16 protein-coding genes and 2 pseudogenes are annotated in these 24,908 nt (G+C 36.6%); 7 read left to right on the top strand and 11 right to left on the bottom strand.

Features of this window, described 5'->3' with window-relative positions; translation table 11 throughout:
- Positions 1-55: 55 nt before the first annotated feature.
- The 3 genes from KBP46_RS02535 to KBP46_RS02525 are packed head-to-tail and all read right to left on the bottom strand — an operon-like array spanning position 56 to position 3,120.
- Positions 56-1,195 (bottom strand): hypothetical protein, encoded by a 1,140-nt coding sequence (locus KBP46_RS02535; RefSeq protein ID WP_062674847.1) that lies wholly within the window; start codon positions 1,193-1,195, stop codon positions 56-58.
- Between the two features lie 26 nt (positions 1,196-1,221).
- On the bottom strand, positions 1,222-2,124 hold the full coding sequence (locus KBP46_RS02530) for a TssN family type VI secretion system protein (protein ID WP_062674849.1): 903 nt from the start codon (positions 2,122-2,124) through the stop codon (positions 1,222-1,224).
- A gap of 54 nt (positions 2,125-2,178) precedes the next feature.
- Positions 2,179-3,120: a type VI secretion system baseplate subunit TssG gene (locus tag KBP46_RS02525; protein ID WP_062674851.1), complete on the bottom strand. Its 942-nt coding sequence runs from the start codon at positions 3,118-3,120 to the stop codon at positions 2,179-2,181.
- A gap of 460 nt (positions 3,121-3,580) precedes the next feature.
- Between KBP46_RS02525 and KBP46_RS02520 the strand changes: the two genes are divergently transcribed.
- From KBP46_RS02520 to KBP46_RS02495, 6 genes are all read left to right on the top strand, one after another.
- Positions 3,581-4,372: a S1/P1 nuclease gene (locus KBP46_RS02520; RefSeq protein ID WP_047374592.1), complete on the top strand. Its 792-nt coding sequence runs from the start codon at positions 3,581-3,583 to the stop codon at positions 4,370-4,372.
- Positions 4,373-4,731: 359 nt separating this feature from the next.
- Complete coding sequence (locus KBP46_RS02515; RefSeq protein ID WP_002979276.1) at positions 4,732-5,598, top strand: RNA polymerase sigma factor RpoD/SigA; 867 nt, start codon at positions 4,732-4,734, stop codon at positions 5,596-5,598.
- A 184-nt stretch (positions 5,599-5,782) separates the two neighbouring features.
- On the top strand, positions 5,783-6,391 hold the full coding sequence (locus KBP46_RS02510) for a hypothetical protein (RefSeq protein WP_216444526.1): 609 nt from the start codon (positions 5,783-5,785) through the stop codon (positions 6,389-6,391).
- Positions 6,392-6,403: 12 nt separating this feature from the next.
- Complete coding sequence (locus KBP46_RS02505) at positions 6,404-6,904, top strand: GNAT family N-acetyltransferase (protein WP_216444525.1); 501 nt, start codon at positions 6,404-6,406, stop codon at positions 6,902-6,904.
- 78 nt (positions 6,905-6,982) lie between these two features.
- Positions 6,983-8,101, top strand: a complete 1,119-nt coding sequence (locus KBP46_RS02500; protein ID WP_216444524.1) for an FAD-dependent monooxygenase — start codon at positions 6,983-6,985, stop codon at positions 8,099-8,101.
- A gap of 73 nt (positions 8,102-8,174) precedes the next feature.
- Positions 8,175-10,208 (top strand): S9 family peptidase, encoded by a 2,034-nt coding sequence (locus tag KBP46_RS02495; protein WP_216444523.1) that lies wholly within the window; start codon positions 8,175-8,177, stop codon positions 10,206-10,208.
- 180 nt (positions 10,209-10,388) lie between these two features.
- Here KBP46_RS02495 and KBP46_RS02490 read toward each other — a convergent pair whose 3' ends face one another.
- The 8 genes and pseudogenes from KBP46_RS02490 to KBP46_RS02455 form a co-directional block, all read right to left on the bottom strand.
- On the bottom strand, positions 10,389-13,046 hold the full coding sequence (locus tag KBP46_RS02490) for a multicopper oxidase domain-containing protein (protein WP_253297164.1): 2,658 nt from the start codon (positions 13,044-13,046) through the stop codon (positions 10,389-10,391).
- Positions 13,047-13,135: 89 nt separating this feature from the next.
- On the bottom strand, positions 13,136-13,609 hold the full coding sequence (locus KBP46_RS02485; RefSeq protein WP_120231320.1) for a DUF3347 domain-containing protein: 474 nt from the start codon (positions 13,607-13,609) through the stop codon (positions 13,136-13,138).
- A gap of 115 nt (positions 13,610-13,724) precedes the next feature.
- The gene (locus KBP46_RS02480) at positions 13,725-14,105 is read right to left on the bottom strand and encodes a hypothetical protein (protein WP_253297163.1); all 381 of its coding nucleotides are present in this window, start codon (positions 14,103-14,105) and stop codon (positions 13,725-13,727) included.
- Positions 14,106-14,238: 133 nt separating this feature from the next.
- Positions 14,239-16,475: pseudogene (locus KBP46_RS02475) on the bottom strand (TonB-dependent receptor plug domain-containing protein).
- Between the two features lie 43 nt (positions 16,476-16,518).
- Complete coding sequence (gene kdsA / locus KBP46_RS02470; RefSeq protein WP_216444522.1) at positions 16,519-17,328, bottom strand: 3-deoxy-8-phosphooctulonate synthase; 810 nt, start codon at positions 17,326-17,328, stop codon at positions 16,519-16,521.
- A gap of 521 nt (positions 17,329-17,849) precedes the next feature.
- Complete coding sequence (locus tag KBP46_RS02465; RefSeq protein ID WP_120231322.1) at positions 17,850-18,374, bottom strand: DUF1697 domain-containing protein; 525 nt, start codon at positions 18,372-18,374, stop codon at positions 17,850-17,852.
- 132 nt (positions 18,375-18,506) lie between these two features.
- Entirely contained in the window at positions 18,507-20,000 is a 1,494-nt protein-coding gene (locus tag KBP46_RS02460) for a hypothetical protein (RefSeq protein ID WP_216444521.1), read from the bottom strand.
- Positions 20,001-20,089: 89 nt separating this feature from the next.
- Positions 20,090-23,575, bottom strand: a complete 3,486-nt coding sequence (locus tag KBP46_RS02455; protein WP_062674869.1) for a DUF2723 domain-containing protein — start codon at positions 23,573-23,575, stop codon at positions 20,090-20,092.
- Positions 23,576-23,795: 220 nt separating this feature from the next.
- On the opposite strand from KBP46_RS02455, the pseudogene KBP46_RS02450 reads away from it, so the two are divergent.
- Positions 23,796-24,832, top strand: a pseudogene (locus KBP46_RS02450) (PLP-dependent cysteine synthase family protein).
- Positions 24,833-24,908 lie beyond the last annotated feature (76 nt).

Below are 24,908 nucleotides of genomic sequence, written 5' to 3'. Positions count from 1 at the left end.
AGGCCTATAAAAAATCCCGAATTTTCATCCGGGACTCTATTTTTACTCAATAATTTTAATCTAAAACACTCCAACCTCTTTTTGGATTCGTGTTTGTGGAAACTTCCTGCTCATTAACAATGATATTTTCTTTTCTCTGACCAATATAATCGAGTTCGCTCAGTTTAGAGAAGATAATTTCAAGACTTCTCAACATCTGTTGAATGTAAAGCAATGGTTCACCACAATTATGGTGATCGTAATTCGTTTCTGCTACAATAGAAAGCTGGTTCAATAAGGTATGAGGGGCAATTTCACTCCACTCTAAGCTGTAGTTCAGCATTTCCTCCAGTTCTGCAGGAACAAGAAGCTGGGTTGAATTGTATAAATGAAGCGCCAGTCTTGCAAAAGACTCAATTAAAAATACAGGCGGCTGCCAAGGGGTAACATTTCTGAACTGGAAATACATATCTCCAAAAGTATTCACCATGGTAGTACACAAGAACTTAACGTTTTGTGCCAATGCTGTATTCTGATTTTTATGGGATGCTTTCTGAATAATTTTAAAAGCATACTGCTGAAGGTTTCCGATAGACTTCGCATAGCTGCTATAATAATCCACCAAAGCCGGGTGACTCTGTACAGAAGTACAAGGCGGAATAAAGTTAGAATCCACCTGAGCAATATTTCCTTTTAAATCTACTTTACCGATGATAAGATAATTTCCTCCGGAATAGCTGCTGTTCAAAGACGTTACGGGAAGCAGTTCAATATGGTGATTCGGCTGTGCATTCGGGTGGCGTGGCGGAATTTCCTCAGGATCAATATCTCCAAAAGGTACTTTATCAAAAGGATTTACAGAGATCAGAATATAATATTCACCATCAGCCTGTTCTTCATTCATTGATTTCGCCAATGATTTCACGCTGATCCTTCTGTCTGTGAGTTCAATACGGTATCCTGCCATTGTCACAGCGCTGCAACGCTTAATTACAAGCTGTACATCATTGGTTGCCGTGTTGTGAACGTCAAAAATGGTACGGTCTGTAAATTCGTTCGAAATAGGTAAAAGCCCGTAGTTATATGTAGTAATTCCAAGGGAATTGGAATCTCTGATGGTATCAATTAAGAAATTATCCTGATCATTAAGGTGTCTCTGGGAAACCTTCATCCCGTCCACCCAATTGATTGCAAAATGTTTAATAGGCTGTATCATGTTTAATACTTTTTAATTTTTTGTGTTTATGATTTTCTTTTGACTCCCTCCTCTTCATGCTGAATAACTCGCTTACAAATCACCACTTCATTTTCAGAAATGTTGTTTGTCGTAATGTCGTGGTCGAAATCTATATATTTTCTAAAGCTGAAAAACGATTTTTTGGTGTAGAAGATCCAGTAATAAGGTTCATTTCCTTCGTCTGAAAGATGAATAATGGACCCTGGATTTTTGTGGTTGTAATCATCCACTACCCTGTAGAACCAATCTCCGAAAGTAACCCCTGTAGGAAGTGTTTTCGCTTTAATTCTGAAACGGTTGGTATCTTCCAGTTTTTTGCTCAGTTCAACATTCAGGACCATTAATCTGTCAAAATCTGCCCCTTCAAAATCAGGAAGCTTCTGCTCCGGTGAATATCTCCATGTTTTATAAATATCAAAAGGAATACTGATAAACTGAATATAGCAGTAATAAAACACCATCGGAACCACAAAGATCACCATACTTGTTGCTGCCATCACAGCATATCCTGTACCTTTACTCATCCAGTTGAAGATCAGGGTGAAAAGATATCCGCCCAAAGCGATACACGTTAATGAAAGGATAGACTCAAACAGAATACTCATTGCCAGAGAATCGATGTGCTTTTTGAAATATTTATGCAGCAAGTTCACGTGAATAATCCCAAAAATAAGATAGATCACCTGTGCAATAAGATACCAGTACGGATTAAAAAGGTTCCCTGCAAATCCAAAAACGCCCGGGATAGCCAGACACAAACTGCAAAGGAGTACATATATAATGATCACCTTAATTTTGATCGCAGGTTTATTTCTCCTGATTACACCGAGTATAACCATCATAATAATTGCGATTAAAGGCATTAAGATATACCTTAAAAAAATACCTTTTACTGAAGAAATTTCCATTTGTTTCTTTTCGAATTTATACTTTGTTGGTAGCTGTAAATATAATAAAATAATTTAGAGGAATGTAGAGTATCCAAGGCGGCTGGCATTTCTTTCATCGTCTTCAAGACTGAATGAATATTCCTCTTTTTCTGTGACAAAATTCTCTTCCACATCCACTGTTACAGGAAGAAAATAGTCATACAATGACTGAAGCACATTTCTGAACGGACTTCCCGGAATATACTTCTTCATATCCCCATAAGGAATTGGTCCAATGTTCACCACCCAGTTTCGCTGCCCGTCCATATGAGGTCCGCTTGGAATATAGGTGACTCCCAATCTTGAATTTCCCAGTAACATGGAATCATCATTTTTCTCGATTCCGTCAATAATATTAGGTGAAAAAGTAACCTGTACCGGTACCTGCAGAAAAGCAGTCAAACATCTTTCAAACCATCTTTTATCTCCTCTGATCTGATGGAAAAAAGGTAAAATGTGCATAAAAATATAGGCACTCTGCTTATCCAGCATTTTGATCATGGGCCAAAGTTCACTTACTGTGTCCAGTAAAGAATCGGTGCTGCTTGTAATATCAAATTCTGATTCTTTAAGCAAAGCACTGATTTCCGTAAAGAATACTTCCAGCTCAAAAGGCCGGAAAAACTTACGGGCATCATCTTCTACCCTTTTCTGCTTCCTGATTTCCCTTACCACCGTATCTACATTCTTTCTGGAAGCTCCCAGAGACGGTGGATGGAATAAGCCTTCCGGAAGATAGTCGTAAATACCTTCTCTGTAGCTCTCTATCGTAAAAACTTCCTCATCAAATCCTAAATAACTGCTTGAAATACTTTTGATGTCTTTTAGGTAAGCACGGTCGTTCACACCGACACGCTCAATGAATATATTACTTACCGCACGGTGGTATTTCAAGAGGTTTACAGCTACAGCTTCAGCCTTAAAGTCTGTCTGCAGCTTATTGTAATGCATATCTACAATATTATTCTCATACATAGTGTTTCCTCTGATTATGACTTGTAAAGATAATATATCTCATAAGTTTGAAAAAATATTTTTACAACAATTTTATTCTAAAAGTAGTAATTTATTGACAGTAATAGGAATAATTTTCTACAAATTCCGTGAAAATACGGTAAATACCCTATTTATTTGTTTTTTATTATTTAAAATTAACTATTCAGAATCAATCGATTAAAGGGTTTTAATTTATAGTTTAAAGTTCAAGGTTTAAAATTTAAAGTGTAAGATTGTGATTCAGATTTTAAACTGTAATCCGTATTGTTCTATCCTGTTACCTTTATTACCGGAAAAATCCAAGCGTCAAACCTACTGTAATTGCTTCTTTTATTTAAATTAAATTTTATTAACATCATCATATGGAATAAATTCAGGATAAAGCATGCTCATTCCGAAAGCGGGCCGTATCTTTGCAGACTGAAAATTGTTATTTAAAATGAAAAGTATTTATTCTAAAATTCTGATTTTAGCATTCATGGCCTCTTCACTTTATTCTTATGCGTGGGGATTAACGGGACACAGAGTGATTGCAGACATTGCACAAAACCACCTTTCCCGCAAAGCAAGAAGAGAGATTAAAAAGATCATGGGAAAAGAGCGTCTGGCTTACTGGGCAAACTGGCCGGATTTTATCAAATCTGATACAACAGGCGCATGGAAGCAGGCTTCATCATGGCATTATGTAAACATTGATCCGATGACTGATTTTAAAGCTTTTGAACAAAATTTAAAAGCACAGGCAGGACCAAGTCTTTACACTCAGGTAAATACATTGTCAAGCCAGATCAAAGACAAAAACACTTCTGAAAAAGACAGAAAAATTGCTTTAATCTTCCTCATCCACATTATGGGAGATCTTGCACAGCCACTTCACGTAGGGAGAGCGGAAGATTTAGGAGGAAACAAAATCAACGTTACCTATTTCGGGGAAAAAACCAATTTACACTCTGTATGGGATGGGAAATTAGTAGATTCTCAAAAATACAGCTACACTGAATATTCCAAGCTTTTAGATATCAAATCTAAAGAAGAAGTAGCACAGATCCAATCCGGAACACTGGAAGACTGGTTGTATGATTCTCATAAAATCGCCAACAAAATCTATGCACAGACTCCAAACGATTCTAAGCTATCTTACGACTATCAGTACAAGTTCAATGAAACGATGGAAAGACAATTGTTGTACGGAGGATTGAGACTGGCAAAAGTATTGAATGAACTTTTCTAAGTAGAATTTCGGGTTGCAAGCTCGGGTTATTTAACCCAAAACAATTTAAAATATAACTCTTAGAGATAAAAACGGGACTTCGGTTTCGTTTTTTTTGTTTAAGGTTTAGGATTTAGGATTTAGGATTTAGGGAAATTATAAAGTTTGTAAATGAACTTACCTCTTTTAGAATTTATATTTATTTTTTTAAATGATAAACCAAAACACACAACAATTTAGTTATCAGTTATTTAATCTGTTATTAAAAAATCATTAATACATTTTATAGTATACTTTGCACAAAAATATTAAATCCTGTGTAACCTTTTTACCTTTTCATACGTATATATTATAGTAACTCTTTTTTGAGGATAAAATAAATGAGACAATTAAAAATCACTAAGCAGGTTACCAACAGGGAAACTGCTTCATTAGACAAGTATTTGCAGGAAATTGGTAAAGTGGAACTGATCACTGCGGACGAGGAAGTAGAATTGGCACAAAGAATACGTGCAGGCGACAGAGCCGCACTTGAGAAATTAATCAAAGCCAACCTTCGTTTCGTAGTATCTGTATCTAAACAATACCAAAATCAAGGTCTTTCTTTACCCGATTTGATCAATGAAGGTAACTTAGGATTAATGAAAGCGGCAAAAAGGTACGATGAAACTAGAGGTTTCAAATTTATCTCTTATGCAGTATGGTGGATTCGTCAATCAATTTTACAGGCATTGGCTGAACAGTCAAGAATTGTAAGACTACCATTGAACAAGATTGGGTCTATCAACAAAATCAATAAAGCATACGCTCACCTTGAGCAGGAAAATGAAAGACCACCTTCTCCGGAAGAATTGGCTGAAGTTCTTGACATGAGCGAGGAAGATATCAAAGAATCTATGAAAAACTCCGGAAGACACCTGTCTATGGATGCGCCTTTAGTAGAAGGTGAAGATTCTAATCTTTATGATGTATTACGTTCAGGAGAATCTCCAAGTCCTGATAAAGATCTGATGCTTGAATCTCTGCAAATCGAGATTGAAAGAGCATTGAATACTTTGACGCCAAGAGAAGCTGATCTGGTAAGATTGTACTTCGGACTGAACGGAAAACACCCAATGACTTTAGAGGAAATTGGTGAAACTTTCGATCTTACAAGAGAGAGAGTTCGTCAGATCAAAGAAAAAGCAATTAAGAGACTAAAACACAATACCAGAAGCAAGATTCTTAAATCTTATCTGGGTAAATAATTTTAGCGTAAAAAATTTTATAGGCGGAGTCTGTTTTCAGGCTCCGTTTTTTATGGATGTAACATTTTTCAAAGTTTGTTCAACTAATTAAAATCATATCCTTTAGTCCCTTGTGTTACCATTGAAATGATTAATTTTAATTGCTTTGGATATGATGTTGATTTCAACCAAAACAAAACATACTATGAAAAAAATACTTTTCGCCTCTATTCTGGCTTTATCTCTACTTTCCTGCAGAGAAAACCAATCGAAGCAGGCTCCCGTGGTAGAAAACGCAGTTGACAATGCTGAATCTTCAGTTTCAGGAGCTATTAAAAAAAATACCAGATACTCCTCACGTGAAGGAAACCTTGTTCATGAAATTTATCAGGAGCTGATAAAAAATGATAAAAATTTACAGGATCTTGATACAAAAATAGACAATATTCAAAAGGATACTGAAACCTCCATTTCGGAATATGATGATATTATCGGTAAATCGGAAACATATTATAATGATGCATCGGCACTATCAAATTCGGTAACCGATTCTGTTACAAAGAAACAAATTGAAAAAGAGATAAAAGCAAGCGCTGAAAAATATGATGTAAAAACACAGACGATCAGAGACCTCATCGCCAAAATAAAAGCAAACAGGACCACACTTCATGATCAATACCTTGTATTCAAAATCAGAAAAACGCTTCCTGAAATTGAAAAATACCAAAGTGCTCATCCTCTGAAAACAGATCATTTGGATCAATTCATCAATAAACAGAATAAACTGTTGGAAGAACTTAAAAATCTAAAATAAAACCATCACCTCATGAAATATACTACCCAATGGCTTACCGATAAAAGCCGCGTGAAAGAGCTCGTAGACTTTTTTATGACTCATAAAACAGATTCTTATATTTCTCATGGTGAAATGATGTCCGGCAGAGCGATAGATTCACACCACTGGAATCCTGATCTTGAACTGATTCTTACCGAACAGCTGATCACCGATTTTAATTCTGACGGGAGTTCCAAACTGAATATCCTGATTGCAGAAAATGAAGGTGGTGAAATTGTAGGCATGATGGTTTTCAATGTCATCAACAGTCCTTTTAAAAAATATGCCATTCTGGAAGATATGCTTCTGGATCAGTCTGTAAGAGGCCAGTCACTGGGAAGTAAACTTTTAGAGAAAGCTATTCACGAATCTAAAAACTGGAATATCAGTTTTATTTTACTGGAAAGCGGAGTCAATAATCATGGTGCTCACAATTTTTTCAGCCGATATGGTTTTAAAAAAGTATCGGAGAGTTATATTTTAACGCTATAAGTTACCATTTGACAGTCATAAAATGATACCCCCATAAGAATCTTTCGCTTCTTTACGTTTTAAATAAAACTAAGCCTTATGAATACCATTTCAATCATCGGAGCAGGAATCGGAGGACTTACCCTCGGAAATGTACTGAAAAAGCATCAGTATGATTTTACGATTTATGAGTCTGCTCCTGTAATAAAACCTGTAGGAGCCGGTATTATGATGGCCGTCAATGCCATGCAGGTTTTTAACCATTTGGGTTTAAAAGAAAAGATTGAAAATGCAGGTAATAAAATTCATAGGATCGTTATCGCCAATGAATCCTTACAAACCATTTCCAAAACAGAAATTCTGGAACTGGAAAAGCAGTACAATTCCTGTAATGTTGCTATTCACCGGGCTGAGCTTCAGAAAATTCTGGCTGAAAACCTATCGTCTGATTGTATCAAATTAAATCATTCATTACAAAAAATAAGAAAAGAGGAAAACTATATTTTAGATTTTGACAATGGAAGCCAGATTGAAAGTACCATCGTTTTTGGAGCAGACGGCATAAAATCTCCTATCCGTAATCAGATCCTGAAAATGGGTATTATAAGAAACTCAGGGCAGAAATGCTGGCGTGGCCTGGTAGATTATGATCTCCCGGAAAAATACCATCAGGAAGCTTTTGAAATGTGGGGCAAAGGAAAACGTTTTGGTTTTGTGAAAATCTCGGATAGAAAAGTGTACTGGTACGCCTGTATCAATGAAAAAAGCTTCGGAAGATATTGGCAGATTGAAGACATTTTCTATGATTTTGATCCGTTGGTTTTAAAAATCATTGAAGCCACCCGGCACGAGAACATCATCTGTAATCCAATTTCTGACCTCGCTCCTATTCCTCAATGGTATTCCGAAAATCTATGCCTGATAGGAGATGCCGCTCATGCCACAACTCCCAATATGGGGCAAGGTGCCTGCCAGGCTATTGAAGATGCTTATATCATTGGAAAATTGATGGAAGATCATCAGGATTTCAATGTTATTTTCAAAAAGTTTCAGAGTACCAGAAGGAAAAAAGTTGATTATATAGTTAATACAAGCCGTACTATCGGAAAGGTTTCTCAATGGGAAAAAGGAAATTCAATCCGGAATTTTCTGATGGGCTTACTACCGGAAAGTATGAATCAGAAAATGGCAAAAAAAATCTTAAAACTGGAAATGTAGGTCATTATTGTTAGAATCGATAAAAATTTAAAAATCATAAACAATTTATTAATAACAACTAAAACTTAAAAGCATGAAAAAAATCTTTTATGTGTTACTCCTGCTCATAGGAGTACATACAGCACGAGCACAGGAAGTCCCGGTACTGGACCGAGGTTTATTCTTTGGTAACCCGGAAATTGCCGGGGGACAATTGAGTCCGGATGGGAAATGGATTTCCTTTACAAAAGAATATGAAGGGATTATGAATATCTGGGTAAAAAAAATTGATGAGCCTTTTGAGAAAGCACGTCCTTTAACAAACAGCAAACGCCCGTTGAATGGATATTTCTGGACAGAAGACGGAAAATACATTCTGTATGTAAAAGATAATAACGGTGATGAAAACATGAATATTTTTGCAGTAGATCCAATGGCAAAAGTAACAAAAGGAGTTCCTGAATCCAGAAATATTACACCGCTTAAAGACGTGACTGCAAGTATTTATCTGGCAAGCAGAAAAAATCCTGATTTGTTGATGATTGGATTGAATAACCGCGATAAAGCATGGCATGATCTGTATTCGGTGAAAATTTCTACAGGTGAGCTGAAAAAGATTTATGAAAATACAGACCGTATCACAAGCTATGAATTTGACTGGGATGAAAAATTGAGAGTTCTTTCCAAAACGGATGATAAAGGAACTACCCAGTTTTTTTATAAAGAAGGTGATAAACTGACTCCCATTTACGAAACATTGGTAACGGAAAGTGCTTATATCTCCAATTGGAACGAAGACAATTCTAAGTTTTATCTGGTAACTAACAAAGGAGATCTGGATAAATCCGCACTATTCCTGATGGATCCGAAAACAAAACAAATTACAAAAATAGAAAGTGATCCTAAAGATAAAGTGGACTTTGGAGGACTATTTATGGACAGAAATACAAGAAAAATGATTTACACCTCTTACACAGGAGATAAAACAGAATATTACTGGAAAGATAAAGCTTGGGAAGCTAATTACAAATTCCTGCAAAGTAAATTTCCTGGAAGAGAGGTCGGTTTTGCAAGTTCTACCAATGATTATTCTAAGTTTCTGGTTTCTGTGGGTGGTGATAAATATGCTTCAGAAGCGTATTTCTTCGACGCCAAGACAAAACAGCTGATTTTCCAGTATACCCCAAGAACAGAATTAAAAAAGGTTGAAAAGTATCTGGCAGCAATGACTCCTATCAGCTACAAAAGTAGTGACGGACTTGAAATTCCGGCTTACCTGACTTTACCTGTAGGTTCATCTGGTAAGAATGTTCCTGTAGTGGTGTTGGTTCATGGAGGCCCGAAAGGTCCGAGAGATTACTGGGGATATAACTCAACCGTACAGTTTTTAGCCAACAGAGGATATGCCGTGCTTCAGCCTAACTTCAGAGCAAGTGGCGGATATGGTAAAAAGTTCCAGAATGGTGGAGATCTTCAATGGGGAAAACTGATGCAGGATGACATTACCTGGGGCGTAAAATATCTGATCGATCAGGGAATTGCAGACAAAAATAAAGTAGTGATTATGGGAGGAAGCTACGGTGGCTATGCAACACTTGCCGGTCTGGCTTTCACTCCGGATGTATATGCTGCAGGAGTAGATATCGTAGGACCAAGTAACTTATTTACGTTACTGGATTCAGTTCCTGCTTACTGGGAAGCTGCACGTGCTTTCCTTTATGGTATGGTAGGTGATCCTAAAACGGAGGAAGGTAAAAAACGTATGCATGATGCAAGCCCATTATTCAGTGTAGATAAAATCAACAAACCATTATTGATTGTTCAGGGAGCTAATGATCCTAGGGTAAAGCAGGCTGAAGCAGATCAGATTGTCATCGCTCTTCGTGATAAAGGTAAAAAGGTAAACTACATTCTTGCTGATGATGAAGGCCACGGATTCCGTAAACCTGTGAACAGTATGGCGATGTATGCTGAAACCGAAAAATTCCTTGCTGAAGTAATCGGAGGAAGATATCAGAAAGAAATGCCTGAAAATGTGGCAAAACGTCTGAAAGAAATGACGGTTGATATTTCAAAAGTTACTTATACACCAGCAAAGACTGAAAAAGCAGTAGGAGCTTCTAAATAAAAGCATCTTATACATTATATAAAGCCATCTCGTGAAAATGAGGTGGCTTTTGTCTTTACATAAACTCATATCATTTGTAGAATCATATATTCTTTACAAAAAAATTCTTTATACAAGCATTTACCTAACCAAAAAAACTGCCTCAATGAGACAGCTTTTTTTAATATAATTTAGTTAAATTTAATAAGTTAAAGTAACACCTGCACCCCAGCCTATTTCTTTATCATAGTTTCCGGAAAGGGATAACCACTTCTGAACAATGTACCGAAGTCCTGTAGAAAATTCTCCATCTGAATTGATGCTAAAATTTCCTCTCAGCCTTCTGGAAAGCGGTATATCTTCACGGCTAAGCTCCAATAACACTTTTCCGTTTTGATCAACACTTGCGTCAGCGGTAATCAGCATTGGCAATACATACTGCATACCAACAATGAATGCAAATCTATTTTTTGAGGCCTTCTGCTGTCCAAACCAGGTCTTTTTCCCATGAAATTCCATTCCGAGCTCTTCTGCCATCTGTCTCTCCATGATCTCATGATTTTTTTGCACTCTAATTCCTGCATAAGGTAATGCCCATTGAAATTTTCCTAAGAAACGTCCTACTTTTGCACTTCCTTCAAAATGATCAAAATTCCAGTTGGTATGAAACTCATTCAGATTAGCCCATCTAGGTCCAAACATCGTCATTGTTTCTGCGTGGATCTTATTGCTTGCTAAATCCAGCATTGCCATAGAACTGGTCATTTTATTATCCTGTATGAAGTTTTTCCAGGCCATTTTTCTGTTCGGAAGCTGTGGATTGGGTTTTGAGTTTTCATAACTGAAAATTCTTCCCATTCCTGCCATCATATGGTATAGAATATGACAGTGGAAGAACCAGTCTCCGTCCTGGTTGGCAGCAAATTCTATTGTTACTGTTTCCATTGGCATGATATCCACTACATTTTTCAATGGAGAATACTCTCCTTTTGAATTAATTAATCTGAAATCATGACCGTGAAGGTGCATCGGGTGACGCATCATGGAATTATTATAAAGTTTAATTCTAAGAACCTCTCCTTTTTTGATCAGAATTTTATCCGTCTCTGTTACCGTTTTATTATCCAGCGTCCACAGATAATGGTTCATATTTCCTTCCAGCGTAAATTTCATTTCCCGAATACTGTCTGTAGGAAGAATTGTTTTTTCAGGAGACTTTAAAATATTATAAGACAGCCTCTTGATTGTTTTCTCTTCCTTCATCTCCATTCCTGAGTGTTGAGAATGATCTTCTTTCTTATCTTCTTTGGTTTTCACTCCCATCATCTCATTGATATGCTTTGCAGTAGTTTTTCTTTGATTTTCAGATAATTCGGGATACATCACTTCGTTCATATCCATCATTTGATTTCCCATCGTCATATTCATCGGTTTCATATTTCCACTCATTTCCATCATACCGTTCATCATTTTCATTCCTTCAAAAAGCATCAACCTTGGAAGATTGGGAGCTTCTATCTTTTCACCCGATCCCAGCCAAAGGGAAGCATGTCCTATTCTGTCTTCAGAAGTCGCTCTGAACTCAAAACTTTTGCTTTCTGGAATGATTACCTCAATATCATATGTTTCGGAAACTCCGACAATCAGACGATCAACTTCTATCGGTACTACATCATTTCCGTCATTTCCCACTACTTTTATCTTTCCTCCGCCATAATTCAGCCAGAAATAGGTAGATGAGCCTCCGTTGGCAACTCTTAATCTTACTTTATCGCCAGCTTTTAAATTAGAATAATCAGAGCTTGGAGTTCCGTTAATTAAGAATTTATCGTAATAGACATCACTTACATCCATGGCTTCCATTCTTTTCCATTCATTCAATACCTTTGTTCCCAGGTTTCCTGATTTAATTGCTTCCCAGTAACTCTGTACAGCATTTTTCTTTACAGCATACCAGTCTGTATTCGCCATATGAAGCCTTCTCGCAATCTGCATAGGATCATCATCACTCCAGTCTCCCAGTAATACCGGAATATCAGCATTGTATTCTATTGTTGGTTCTCCTTCTCTTTTTTTGAAGACCAGAATACCGTTCATTCCTATCTGTTCCTGCAGTGCTTCGTGAGAATGGTACCAGTACGTTCCGTTTTGAGAAATTCTGAATTTATATAAATGGGTTTCTCCAGGTTTTACAGGCTTGGTGGTAAGATAAGGAACCCCGTCCTGTTCGTTGGGAAGAATCACACCGTGCCAGTGCAGTCCTGTATTTTCCTTAAGCATATTGTGCAGATAAATCTCTGCAGTATCTCCTTCAGTAAAATATAAAGTAGGAGCCTGAAGTTTACCATTGATTGCAATTGCTCTTCTGTTTTTTCCTGTGAAATTAACAATCGTATCTTTTACATAAAGGTCATAACGAACTGTTTTCCCTCCAAAAGTAATTCTCCCGTTTTCAGAGTTTCTTTTCAAAACAGAACCTTCTTCTTTGGGTTTATCTGTAGAAGAATGATTTTCTTTTTCCTCAAGTTCCATCCCGCATTTAGGACATTTTCCTGGTTTGTCTGAAACAACTTCCGGATGCATTGGACATGCATAGGTAATTTGAGAATGGGGTTGTATTTTTTTTGTTTCTGAAGATTTTCCTTTTACTTCTGTTATTGATTTCGCTTCCGACTTGGTTACTGTTTTTGACTTTACAGCAACAGTTTTCTTCTCCAGAGTCATTCCGCATTTCGGACAGTCTCCAGGTTGGGAAGACACCACTTCTGGGTGCATCGGACAAGTATAAACGTTTTTTGTAGTTTGAGCGAAAGTCAATACGGAGAATAAAAGTACCAGAAACATTATCAGCTTTTTCATAATATTTCGAACTTTTTAGAAGTCGCAAAGTTTAAAGTTAATTACAACTTAAACTCTGCAACTCATTATTTTAAAGAATAGTACGGAAATTATTTAATCTCCGACTTTACACTTCCGCATGTAAGCATAGACTTTCCGTAATATGGATTAACGATCTGTTTTTCATCGCTTAGCCAGCTTCCGTCTGCCATTGGGCAATATTGAACGTAGACTGGTTTTTCAGAAAGTTTAAACTCCTTGGTCAGAGCAATCATATTGTCTGAAAGGTTTAAAAAAGTTTCCCTTTGTGTAGCAATAGTTCTTGCATCCGAAATGGCAGAAGCATCTTTTCTGAGAATATTAAGGTTTCCTTCTGAAACTACTTTATAATCAATAACAGAAGCTGTTTTAATAAATTCTGTTGCAGCTTTTGAAGTTTTATCCACATCATCTGAAGCTAACGCTGATTTGATAGCAATATAATTTTGGTAGAGCTTAGAAACCTGAGCATCCTTTTTAGATTGTGCAGATAATGAAACGATTGAGAATAATGATAAAGCTGCTGTGATGATATATTTTTTCATTGTTTTAAATTTTAGAATTAATTTTTAATAAAGAATAATGGATTACGCATCAGTAAATGCGTCAGAGCATGTCGCTCATAACAGTATATATTATACCAGAAACGACTGACAAATTCTAAATTCTAAAATTACAATGATTGATGTAAATAGGTACCGGCCGGCTTTCAGGCGGTGCATTGATCTGGATCTGAGTAAATTTGGTGGCAGAAAAAGACTTATCCATAGCGGAAAACTGATGTTTCACCGGTATCTCTGAAACTGCACTTAAGAAATCAACGTTCAGACAATCTGATTTCTGGGAATCGTCTATTTTTACGATTTTGATCTCTGTTTTACAGCATCCTTTTTTTTCCTTAACACCACATTTTGCACAAATATCATCCGCTTTCTGACTTACAGAAACCAAATCTTTCATACAATAATGAATGCTAAAAGCTGCTCCGGAAGAAAACCCGAAGTAGAAAATAGAAAACAAAATGGCAAGAATCTTTTTCATTGGTAAGACAAAGATAAAAATATCTCTGAAACCGTTGTTACAGAATTTGGTAATGTTGTTATAAAATTCGGGTAAACAAAAAAGCTTCCGGATTTTCGGAAGCTTTCTGCTATTTTTATTTTTGATAGTAATTCTATAGTTTGAATTCCAGCTTCACATTAAAGAAACGTCCCGTAAGACGTACCGGAACAGGATACATATAATTACTGTTATAGTCTGTGATCCATTGGTTCGCAACAGTATTGTTAATGTTAAATGCATTGAAAACCTGAACACCTAATGTAAGTTCCTCAAAATTACCCCAGAAACCCGATCTCTTATTTTTTTCTTTCGGATCAATAAATACCTTTGTCAATCCTAAGTCTACTCTTTTATAAGAAGGCAGCGTCTGCTGATAATTATAAGCTGAACCAAAATCAGGTTGTCCGTTGCTGTTAAACATTACGGGAGCTCCCGTAGGTAATCCCATAGCATATACTAAAGTAAGGTTCACACGCATAGACGGAAAGCTTGGCATATAATCCTGATAGAACATCGCAAACCTCAGCCTCTGATCTGTAGGTCTCGGAATATCTCCTCTTCCATCAATATTTTCATACACTCTGGCATAACTTGCAGACAACCATGAATCCACACCCGGAACAAATTCTCCGAATAGTCTGGTATCGATACCATAAGCATATCCTTTTGAATTATTTTGCCCGGAATAACGAATCCTTACATTATCCATATAATAAGGAATCAGGTTATCCATCTTTTTATAATAAAGTTCCGTTGTCAGTTTGAATGGTCTGTCGTACATCTCGAACTCGTAATCATTGGCAAGAATGACCTGAATAGAGCGTTGTGATTTTATATTGGAGTTAAAATTACCATCTAAATCCTTGATTTCTTTATAGAAAGGAGCCTGATAGTAGATTCCTCCTGAAATTTTAAACAACATATCACTGTCCCAATCCGGTTTGATCGCAAACTGAGCTCTTGGTGAGAATATGGTTTCTTTATTGAAACTCCAGTTGGCCACACGTACTCCTGCATTCACAAATACTTTACTGGCTCCCCAATAGAATTTCTGAGAATACTGTGCATAGGCAGAAAGTCTTGTCGGTTCGATATTATTTTGTCCGGCAATATAATAAGCAAGCTTGAGATCTCCTGTAGTTCCTGTTCTAGGATCAATGACTTCCGGTCTTGGAATACTGTATCCTGCAGAATCTACCAATTTCCATTCATTGGTAAGATCTTTCAGATTTTCTTTTTCATATTTAAATCCGACCTCAAAGTCTGTATTGACATTGGGAGAGAATTTTGCTCTGAACTGTGTTCCGTATGTTCTTACAAACAAATCATTTCTTGCATGTTCTATCTGCCCTCCAACATCGAAAGATGTGACAGGCTGCTGCGTCACAGGATCAAAGGTCTGAAGCTCGTATGCTGACTGTATCGTGTAATATTCTCTTTCTCTGTTCTGATAAGCAAAGGCATCCAGAGTAAGCTTCCACTTATCTGCCGGCTTATAGTTCATAGAGAATGTTCCCATCATGTTTTATACTGGTCATTTTCCTGACCTCCATATCCAATATTAACGGTAATAGGCTGCTGAAGACTTCCGAAAGTAACACTTTTTGCCCTTGGGATCATCTCATAATCATTCTTGGAATAATATCCGATGAATGACATCGTAAATTTATCACTGACATGATAATTCAGATAAGACTGGAAATCCCAATATGTTGGATTAAAATCGGTATCTTCTTTTAAGGTATTAAGAACAAGGTTGGTATTTCTGTATCTGCCGGAAAATAAAGCAGTAAATTTTTTATTTTTTGAAGCCAGACCTGTTGTAAGCCTTCCTCCAATTAAGCTTGCCTCTCCTGAAACTTCAAATTTTTCAGGCTCACGGTAGTAGATATTTAAGGCAGAAGACATTTTATCGCCATACTTAGCTTCAAATCCTCCCGCAGAGAAATTCACTGCAGAAACCATATCCGGGTTGATAATACTCATTCCTTCCTGTTGAGAGTTTCTGATCAGGAAAGGTCTGTAGATCTCAATATCATTAATGTAGATCAGGTTTTCATCATAGTTTCCACCACGAACCATATATTGTGAGGACAGCTCGGTATTGGAGTTTACGGAAGGTAGTGTTTTAAGCAATCCTTCAATCCCACCATTTATCGAAGCTACTGATTTCGCTTCTTTCGCTGAAATTCTTACATTGGTAAGGTCATTGGTTCTTCCTGTTGCTTTTTTCTGGAAGACAACTTCCTCTATATCGGTTACTTTAGTAGTCGCTGTATCTTTTTTCCTTTGTTGGGAGAAAAACAGTACAGGGACCATAAGGCTTAGCGGTAAAACTAGTTTTTTCAAAAGAAATGTTTTAGAATTTCTAAAATTAATGTTTTTTTAACAATTACAAAATCGATTCTCTAATTCTTGTCAATTTTTGTAACAAATCTTCTAATAAATCTAATCTTAACATGTTAGCACCATCAGATAATGCGGTTTCCGGTGTAGGATGCGTTTCGATGAAAATTCCGTCTGCTCCTACTGCAATTCCTGCCTTGGCAACGGTTTCAATAAGATCCGGTCTTCCTCCTGTAACGCCTGAGCTTTGATTAGGTTGTTGTAAAGAGTGAGTAACATCCAAAATCACTGGAGCGTATTCTCTCATCGTAGGAATTCCTCTGTAATCTACAATCAGATCTGTATATCCGAAAGAATTTCCTCTTTCAATAATGGCTACTTTCTCGTTATTGGAATCTGTAATTTTCTGAACCGCAAACTTCATCGCTTCCGGAGAAAGGAACTGACCTTTTTTAAGGGTAACACATTTTCCTGTTTTAGCAGCAGCCACCAATAAATCAGTCTGGCGCACCAGGAACGCAGGAATCTGTAAAACATCTACATACTGTGCGGCTAATGCTGCATGCTCATTTTCATGGATATCTGTTGTGGTAGGAATATTGAAAGTCTCTCCTACTTTTTTAAGGATTTCAAAAGATTTCTCTTCACCAATGGTTGTGAACGAATCTACACGGCTTCTGTTAGCCTTTTTGAAACTTCCTTTGAAAATATAAGGAATATTGTATTTATCAGTGATGCTGATTACTTTTTCAGCAATTCTTAATGCCATATCTTCCCCTTCAATAATACAAGGTCCGGCAATAAGGAAAAAGTTTTTTGAATCTTTGTGCGAAATATTATCTAAATACTGAATCATTTTGTTGTAATTAAAAAGTTCAGTAAAAATACTGAGAAAGTTTCACAAATGGAAATTATTTGATTGCTTTAACAGGCTATGGCTGCAATAGTTTTTGGCTTTTGGATTTCTTATTATTTATTGATAGATGCTTCGACAGGCTCAGCATGACAGCTCTGATACTAGCTTTTAATCGGCACTGGATAATTGATAAGTGATAAATGCTTCGACAAGCTCAGCATGACAGCTCTAATACTAACTGTTAATCGGCACTGGATAATTGATAAGTGATAGATGCTTCGACAAGCTCAGCATGACAGCTCTAATACTAACTGTTAATCGGCACTGGATAAGTTATAATTGATGGATGCTTCGACAAGCTCAGCATGACAACCCTAATACTAGCTGTTTTATTAATGTGAAAATTATAATACAAAGTATAAACAATCAATGTACAAAAACCTAAGTCGAAGCCACATCATATTAACGTTATTTTTTAGCGGTGTCATGCTGAGCTTGTCGAAGCATCTGCAATGATATATTTAGAATTTTTTCAAAATCTTCTCAAACGTATTCACATTTCTGCTGGTAAACTGATCTTTAAGGCTCTTTTTACCTAATACTTTCCCGAAGGTAGAATCTAAGGTATTTCCTTTCGGAACCTGCCAGTAAAATATATCATTAACGATTGCTGCCTTTTCATTTTCTACCTGACCTGCTTTCTGAAACTCTTCCATTAAAATCTTTTCCACTCCGGGAATTCCGACAAACCCATAAATATGAAGCTCGTCTTTTTTTTCAAAAGGAATACTGTTCCAGAAAACCTCAGTTTCTTTCTGAGATTTCACAAACAAAAAAGCTTCATAAGAAAAATGTTGCGACATCGCTTTTTCCAGAATAGTTTTTAATTCTGTCGTATTTTTATCTGACGAAAAAACAATATTTCCGGAAGCCAGTATGGAACTTACCTCCTTCATTCCTGCATCTTTAAAAACCTGGCATACATCCGCCATTTTCATATTGGTTCCTTTTACGTTGACGCCACGAAGAAAAGCACAGTATTTCATTTTTTTCAGGTTTTAGGTTTTAGATATTAGGTTGCAGTGATTGTTGGGTCGGAGGTTTTGAGAGTATTAGTGTGAAAGAGTTATTATAAAACTTTTTTCTGAATTCTTTCAATTTTTAAATATTTCAATCTTTTAATCAACCCTAATGTACAAATTATAGTCTGTTCCGGAAGGTTTCAGATGGTAAATTTTTTCCAGAATTTTATGATCACTTTTCAGATGATCTTTCACACGGAATTCTTTCAGAAGCTTATAATGAGTTTTATAGTACTCTGAATTGGCATTCTTTTCTTCGTATAAATTCTGATAAGAAAGAAGATATTTCGGTTTTCTGTTTTTTACCGTGTTGATCCAGTAATTGACCTTATCTTTTTTAATTTCCTCCTGAATCTGTTTATCAACCAATCCAACCTCATCAATCGTTTTTAATCCTGAGAAATAAGGTACATAACCTGCGGGTTCCAATAAGATCCACTGGTTTTTATCCTTCTCATATTGATTTAAAAATGTACCAATTGTTCTGCGGTAATTCCATTCCCCGTTTCCTGTCGCAATACAATGAACCGTCTGGAAGACAAGCATTGGGAAGATATAGAATGTAACAAGCAATGACAGCCAAAGGTTTCTCCTCTCTTTCTGTTCCAGTACAAAAATAAGAACGGGAACGAAAAGCAAAAGTTGTGGCACCCAATAATACCAGTCAAACAAGCTCTTTTGAGAAATGAAAATGATTTGTTTTGCCCATCCGAAAAGAAAAATCATCCACAAAAAGTAGTTTCTTTTTTCCCTTTGTCTGATCAGATAAATAAAGCAAAGCAATTCAAAAATCAAAACTACGATAGTCAAAGGATTGAAATCTCCCGGAACTTTCAGCATTCCCCAGAAGTTTCCGAAACTTTTAAAGAAATATCCGATATGCTGCTGAATCGTAAAATTTTCACTGTAAAGTAATTTTTTTGCAGTAATGGTATTGTTCACCAGTTCCCCAAAGTAAAACCAGTTGAAAGCAACGGTTGATAAAACTCCAAAAGCTCCTCCAAAAATATAATTCCATCTTATTTTTCTGTTCCAGAATAGATCTACAAGAAATACAATTCCCAGGAAGATTACTGTATCAATCCTTGTAAACATAATTAAAACAGGAAGAAGGGTCACCACCCATTTTTTCCCTTTATGGAAACCATAATACAGCAATGCCATCTCCAGAAAAAACAGGATTCCATACTCCATTCCAAGGATTGAAATTTTAATGGATGGCGGCAAAATCCCGATCAGAAATATAAAGATTGCCTTATGCCATGGATTTTTTAAAACCAAATGAGACAGCCATAACGTTCCTACAGTAAACAGTAGAGAATTAAAAATCAAAAGGGGCTCAATAAAATTTTCTTTTCCAAAAATAAGATTGAAAATATAGGATACAAATACATACAGATGTGTGGTAGAAGCAGAAATCCTGGTATCTCCATTGAAGCCAATGACTCCGTAATCCAACAGATTCTGGGCAACCCTCCAGGTAATAAATGCATCTTCCTGAATGTAGTGCGTTAATAAAAAAAGAAGCTTAAAAAGAACCGTAGCAATGACGGCATAGATTGGGAATTTGCTATTTTGTGTTTCGGACATTATGTATTTTTACTTTCACAAATATAACCTTAATATTCATGATTGCCAATAATAAAAAAACGGAACCGAAGTTCCGTTTTAAAGTATTTTTATTTTGTCGCTTTGATAATCGCGTTGGTAATCTGACTTTCCTTTTCTTTTGAATACGTAGAATCATAAGGTTCCATGACATCAAATAAGTACTGATAGAATGGTGTGATCTGCTGAACATTTTCAGACTCTTTCATCGCCTTATCTCTTCCCATTTCCTGAAGATCTTTGATAAATACATTGAACTTCTTGTCAATCGGCTCTATGGATTTTACCAGATAAGCATATGCTTTTTCCTTTTGTCCGATCTTGGTATAAGCATCTGTTACCGCAGAAACCACAAGAGAATATTCCATGGGTTTTGTTCTCATCTGTCTTCTCAAATAGCTTTGATCTGCTTTAGAAAGACTTAAATAATAATCATACTCTTCAAAGATTCCTTTCTTAAGTACCTCAGCAAGCTGAAGACCTTTCTGCTCCTGACCTGCAATGATGTATCCTGAAACAATTGAACTTAAAGAACGAGGATCATTATATTTCTCTGCTGGAATTTCTTTCGCTGCAAGATCGAGAATTTCTAATGCTTTAGCTTTCTGTCCGCTTAACGCAAGGGCTGCCGCCGCTCTGCTTGCTGACATTCTGTAGCTGATGATATTGGAAGTTGCAGTTTCATCAAAGTGAGCATTTAAGTTTTTGAAGTTCCCCCATCTGAAGCTTTTCACTACATTATAAAGAGAATTGGCATCTACTCGTCCCATATCTCCATCAGCGCTCGGAGGTGTCTGGATAGGAATCAATCTGTAACTGAATCCGTCAAACTGAAGATAATCGTTCAGATAGAAAATATTCTCACTGTCGTAAATACCTCCTGACGAGAAGTTGATCGGACGCTTCCAGTCGAAGTTCGCTAAAAGATCCATCAAAATCAGGTTGTTCTTATAAAGCGTATTTCCTTTGTAAGTAATCATAATCTGATTGGCTACGTTTGGAAGATCTTCTTTGTTGATAATTCCTGCTTTTAAAGCATTTTCTTTATTCACAGGAAGGATGAATTTGTTTACCGGAAGGATATTGTATTTTTCAAATTTCTCTTCCCCGAAATACATTTTCAACAATTCGTCTTTTTCAGGAGATTTGAATTTAATGAATTCAATCGCCTGTTTCAAAGTTAAAGAATCCTGAGTAAGATATTTTCTGAAAGACTGGAATTCTGTTTCCGGAGCTCCCTGTTCTTTCAACATAGAGAAAACACCTTCCCAATCTTCCTTCTTCATCATATAGATCTGGTCGTTTACCCCATCTCTATAGTCGTCGTGTGTCAGCTGGCTAGGGATTCCCATTGCATTGTACGTTCTTCTTTTGATCTGATCCAGATTCCATGGAGTTGAAGCAAGGGTAAAGTTAACTACCTTCACATCATCCCTGAACTGTTCCGTCTCCTGAATAGCCCAAACCGGGTAAGTATCGTTATCTCCGTAAACGAAAAGGATATCGTTTTTCGGTAATGATTTCAACACTGAATACGCATAGTCGTATGCAGTATATCTGTTGCTTCTGTCATGAACATTATAGTTCTGGAAGCCCATCATGAATGGTACTCCTAATAAAACCACTCCCAGAGCAATATTGGCCCCGTTTGATTTTATTTTAGATTGTAAGAACCAAAGAATAGCTCCGGCACCCAAACCGATCCAGATCGCAAATGCATAGAAAGAACCTACCATCGCATAATCTCTTTCTCTCGGTTCAAAAGGTTTTACCCCTGTATAGAAAACAATTCCTACACTTGTTAAAATAAATAAAGATAACAGTGCATAGAATCTTCCAAAGTCTCTGTTCAACTGGAAAAAGAACCCAATCAATCCTAGAATTAATGGAAGGAAGAAGAATTTTACTGTACTTTCATTCTTGAATTTAGCAGGCATTTTATCCTGATTTCCTACAGTAGCATTATCAATGAAAGGAATACCGGAAATCCAGTTTCCTTTTGTGCTTTCCATGTTTCCTTCAAGATCATTTTGTCTTCCTACAAAGTTCCACATTAGGTACCTTACAAAATAATATCCGTTCTGGAACGTAATAAAATAATCCATATTCTGAAGGAATGAAGGCTTCTGAACATTGATCAGGTTATAAGGTTTTACTTTCAGATAATCTGAAGCAGTAATGGATTTGTCTTCATATTTCGCTCTCAGTTCATCAAAAATCTGCTTTGCCTGTGGATTGTCTGCCACATCTTCATTCGCATAGTTGAATGTAAAATCAGGAGCACCATACATAGAAATATAGTTGGCCATTACATCCTTATCCTCATTAAACATTCTTGGCATTAAGCTTACCTGAGACTTGTTGAATACATAATTGAAACGGTCTCCGGTTTTTCTGTAGGTTCCGGTTTTTTCGTCTTTTTCGTAGATTTCCCCGGTTTTTTGTGTCTTAAAGCTTCCGTCTTCGTTTTTCTCAATTCCGTTAGCATCCAGAAATGCTGTATAGTTTTGTCCGTAGATTGTTGGCCAGTCACCATACTGCTCTCTGTTATAATAATCCAACATCCCGATTGCTGTATCCGGATCATTAAGGTTCATTGGCGGATTCGCATTGGCTCTGATAGGAATAACCATCCAGCAGGAGAATCCGATCATCATGAAAACTACAGATAATGCAGCCGTCTGGTAGATATTTCTTTTTGCTTTTTTTGCATATTTGATTAAGAAATAGCAGATCGCTACCATTAAAACAAATGCTGCAATTGTTCCGGAGTGGAAAGGAAGTCCAAGACCATTCACAAAGAAAATCTCAAGTCTTCCGAACATTGTCATAATTAAAGGGAAGATAATTTTGAAAACGATAATCAAAATTCCCAGTGTAATTAGGTTTGCCCAGATAAAGTTTTTCCAGGTAAACTTGTAATTTCTTGCATAGTATACCAGACATACGGCAGGAATTGCAAGCATACACATCATGTGTACTCCCACAGAAAGTCCTAGAACGAAGAAAATAAGAATAATCCATCTTTCACTGTCTCCCGCCTGATACTCATTCTCCCATTTGGTGATTAACCAGACCAAAAGCGCAATGAACATAGAAGCCATAGAGTAAACCTCTCCCTCTACTGCCGAAAACCAGAATGTATCTGAGAACGTAAAGCAAAGTGCTCCAACCGCTCCGGCAAATAAAATAGAGATTTCCTGATGTTTTGTAATTTCTTCAAAATCTTTGTTTAAAAGTCTTCTCACAAAATGAGTAATCGTCCAAAACAAAAATAAAATAGTCAGCGCACTGAACAATGCAGACATCGCGTTGATCACGATAGAATAGTTTTCGCCTTTCCCTAATGCAAAAATGGCTGCCACGGCACCCACTATCTGGAATAAAGCAGCTCCGGGAGCGTGCGTTACTTCAAGTTTTACTGCAGAAGAAATGTACTCGCCACAATCCCAAAAACTGAAATTGGGTTCTATGGTGGACAAGTACGTGAAGAAAGCAATAACGAAAATCACCCATCCTGAAACGGTGTTCCATTGCCTAAAGGTCCAATTTTTCATAGTATTAAATCAATTATGCGAAAATAAGGCTTTTATCTTATTTTATGCGGGTTTTAACAAAATTTAAAAATTTTGGCGCAGTATTTGCGATTATACTCGTGTCAAAACTGAAAATACTAAAATATTTTTTTACAAACTATGCCCTAGAAATCAAACAAAAGTTTAGTAATTATTTATTTTTTGTATTTTTGCAGTCAGATTTTATTGAAAATAACAAATAATGAGTAATGTTTACGATAATATTCTTGGCCTGATAGGACACACTCCGATGGTGAAGCTAAATACTGTGACAAAAGATATTCCAGCAACCATTTATGCCAAGTTAGAATCATATAATCCTGGACATTCCACCAAAGACCGAATCGCACTTCATATTATAGAAAACGCAGAGAAAAAAGGCCTTTTAAAGGAAGATTCTGTAGTTGTTGAAACTACTTCCGGTAACACCGGGTTTTCTATTGCGATGGTGTGTATCATTAAGGGATATAAATGTATTCTTGCAGTAAGTGATAAAACAAAACCTGAAAAAATTGCTTATCTGAAAGCATTGGGAGCCACGGTATATATATGCCCGGCCAATGTACCGGCAGATGATCCGAGATCATATTATGAAGTAGCTAAAAGAATCGCTCAGGAAACTCCTAATTCTATTTACATCAATCAATATTTTAACGAACTTAATATTGATGCACACTATCAGACAACAGGTCCCGAGATTTGGGAACAGACAGAAGGTAAGATCACTCACCTTTTCGCTTGTACAGGAACTGGTGGTACGCTATCCGGCTCTGCCAAATTCTTGAAGGAAAAAAATCCTGATATCAAAATTATTGGTGTTGATGCTGATGGTTCTATTCTAAAGAGCTATCACGAGACAGGAGAAATCCACAAAGAAGATGTACATCCTTATCAGATTGAAGGAATGGGTAAAACCTGATCCCTTCTGCCCTGCTTTTTGACAAGGTAGATGAGTTTGTAAGGGTAAATGATGAAATGTCGGCGTACAGAACCCGTGAAATTGCTTTGAAAGAAGCTATTATGGGAGGTTATACTACCGGAGCTGTAACCCAGGGATTGATGCAGTATGCCCAGTCTCATGAACTTACAGAAAATGACGTAGTTGTTTTGATTTATCCTGACCACGGTTCCCGATACATCACTAAAGTATACAGTGACAAATGGATGGCAGAACAAGGATTTGTTAACAACTGTGTTCACAACTATGACGAAGTTTTCAAAACCGAGTTTATCAAATAAGAACGAATAAAATCACGATACAAATAAATAAAGCCTTTTGCGTATTCAGACAAAAAAGGCTTTATTACTTAAAAAT

Source organism: Chryseobacterium sp. PCH239 (assembly GCF_018924625.1).
Taxonomy (GTDB): domain Bacteria; phylum Bacteroidota; class Bacteroidia; order Flavobacteriales; family Weeksellaceae; genus Chryseobacterium; species Chryseobacterium cucumeris.
Note: the sequence above shows the minus strand (reverse complement) of the source record. Positions and strands in the feature narration are given on the sequence as shown.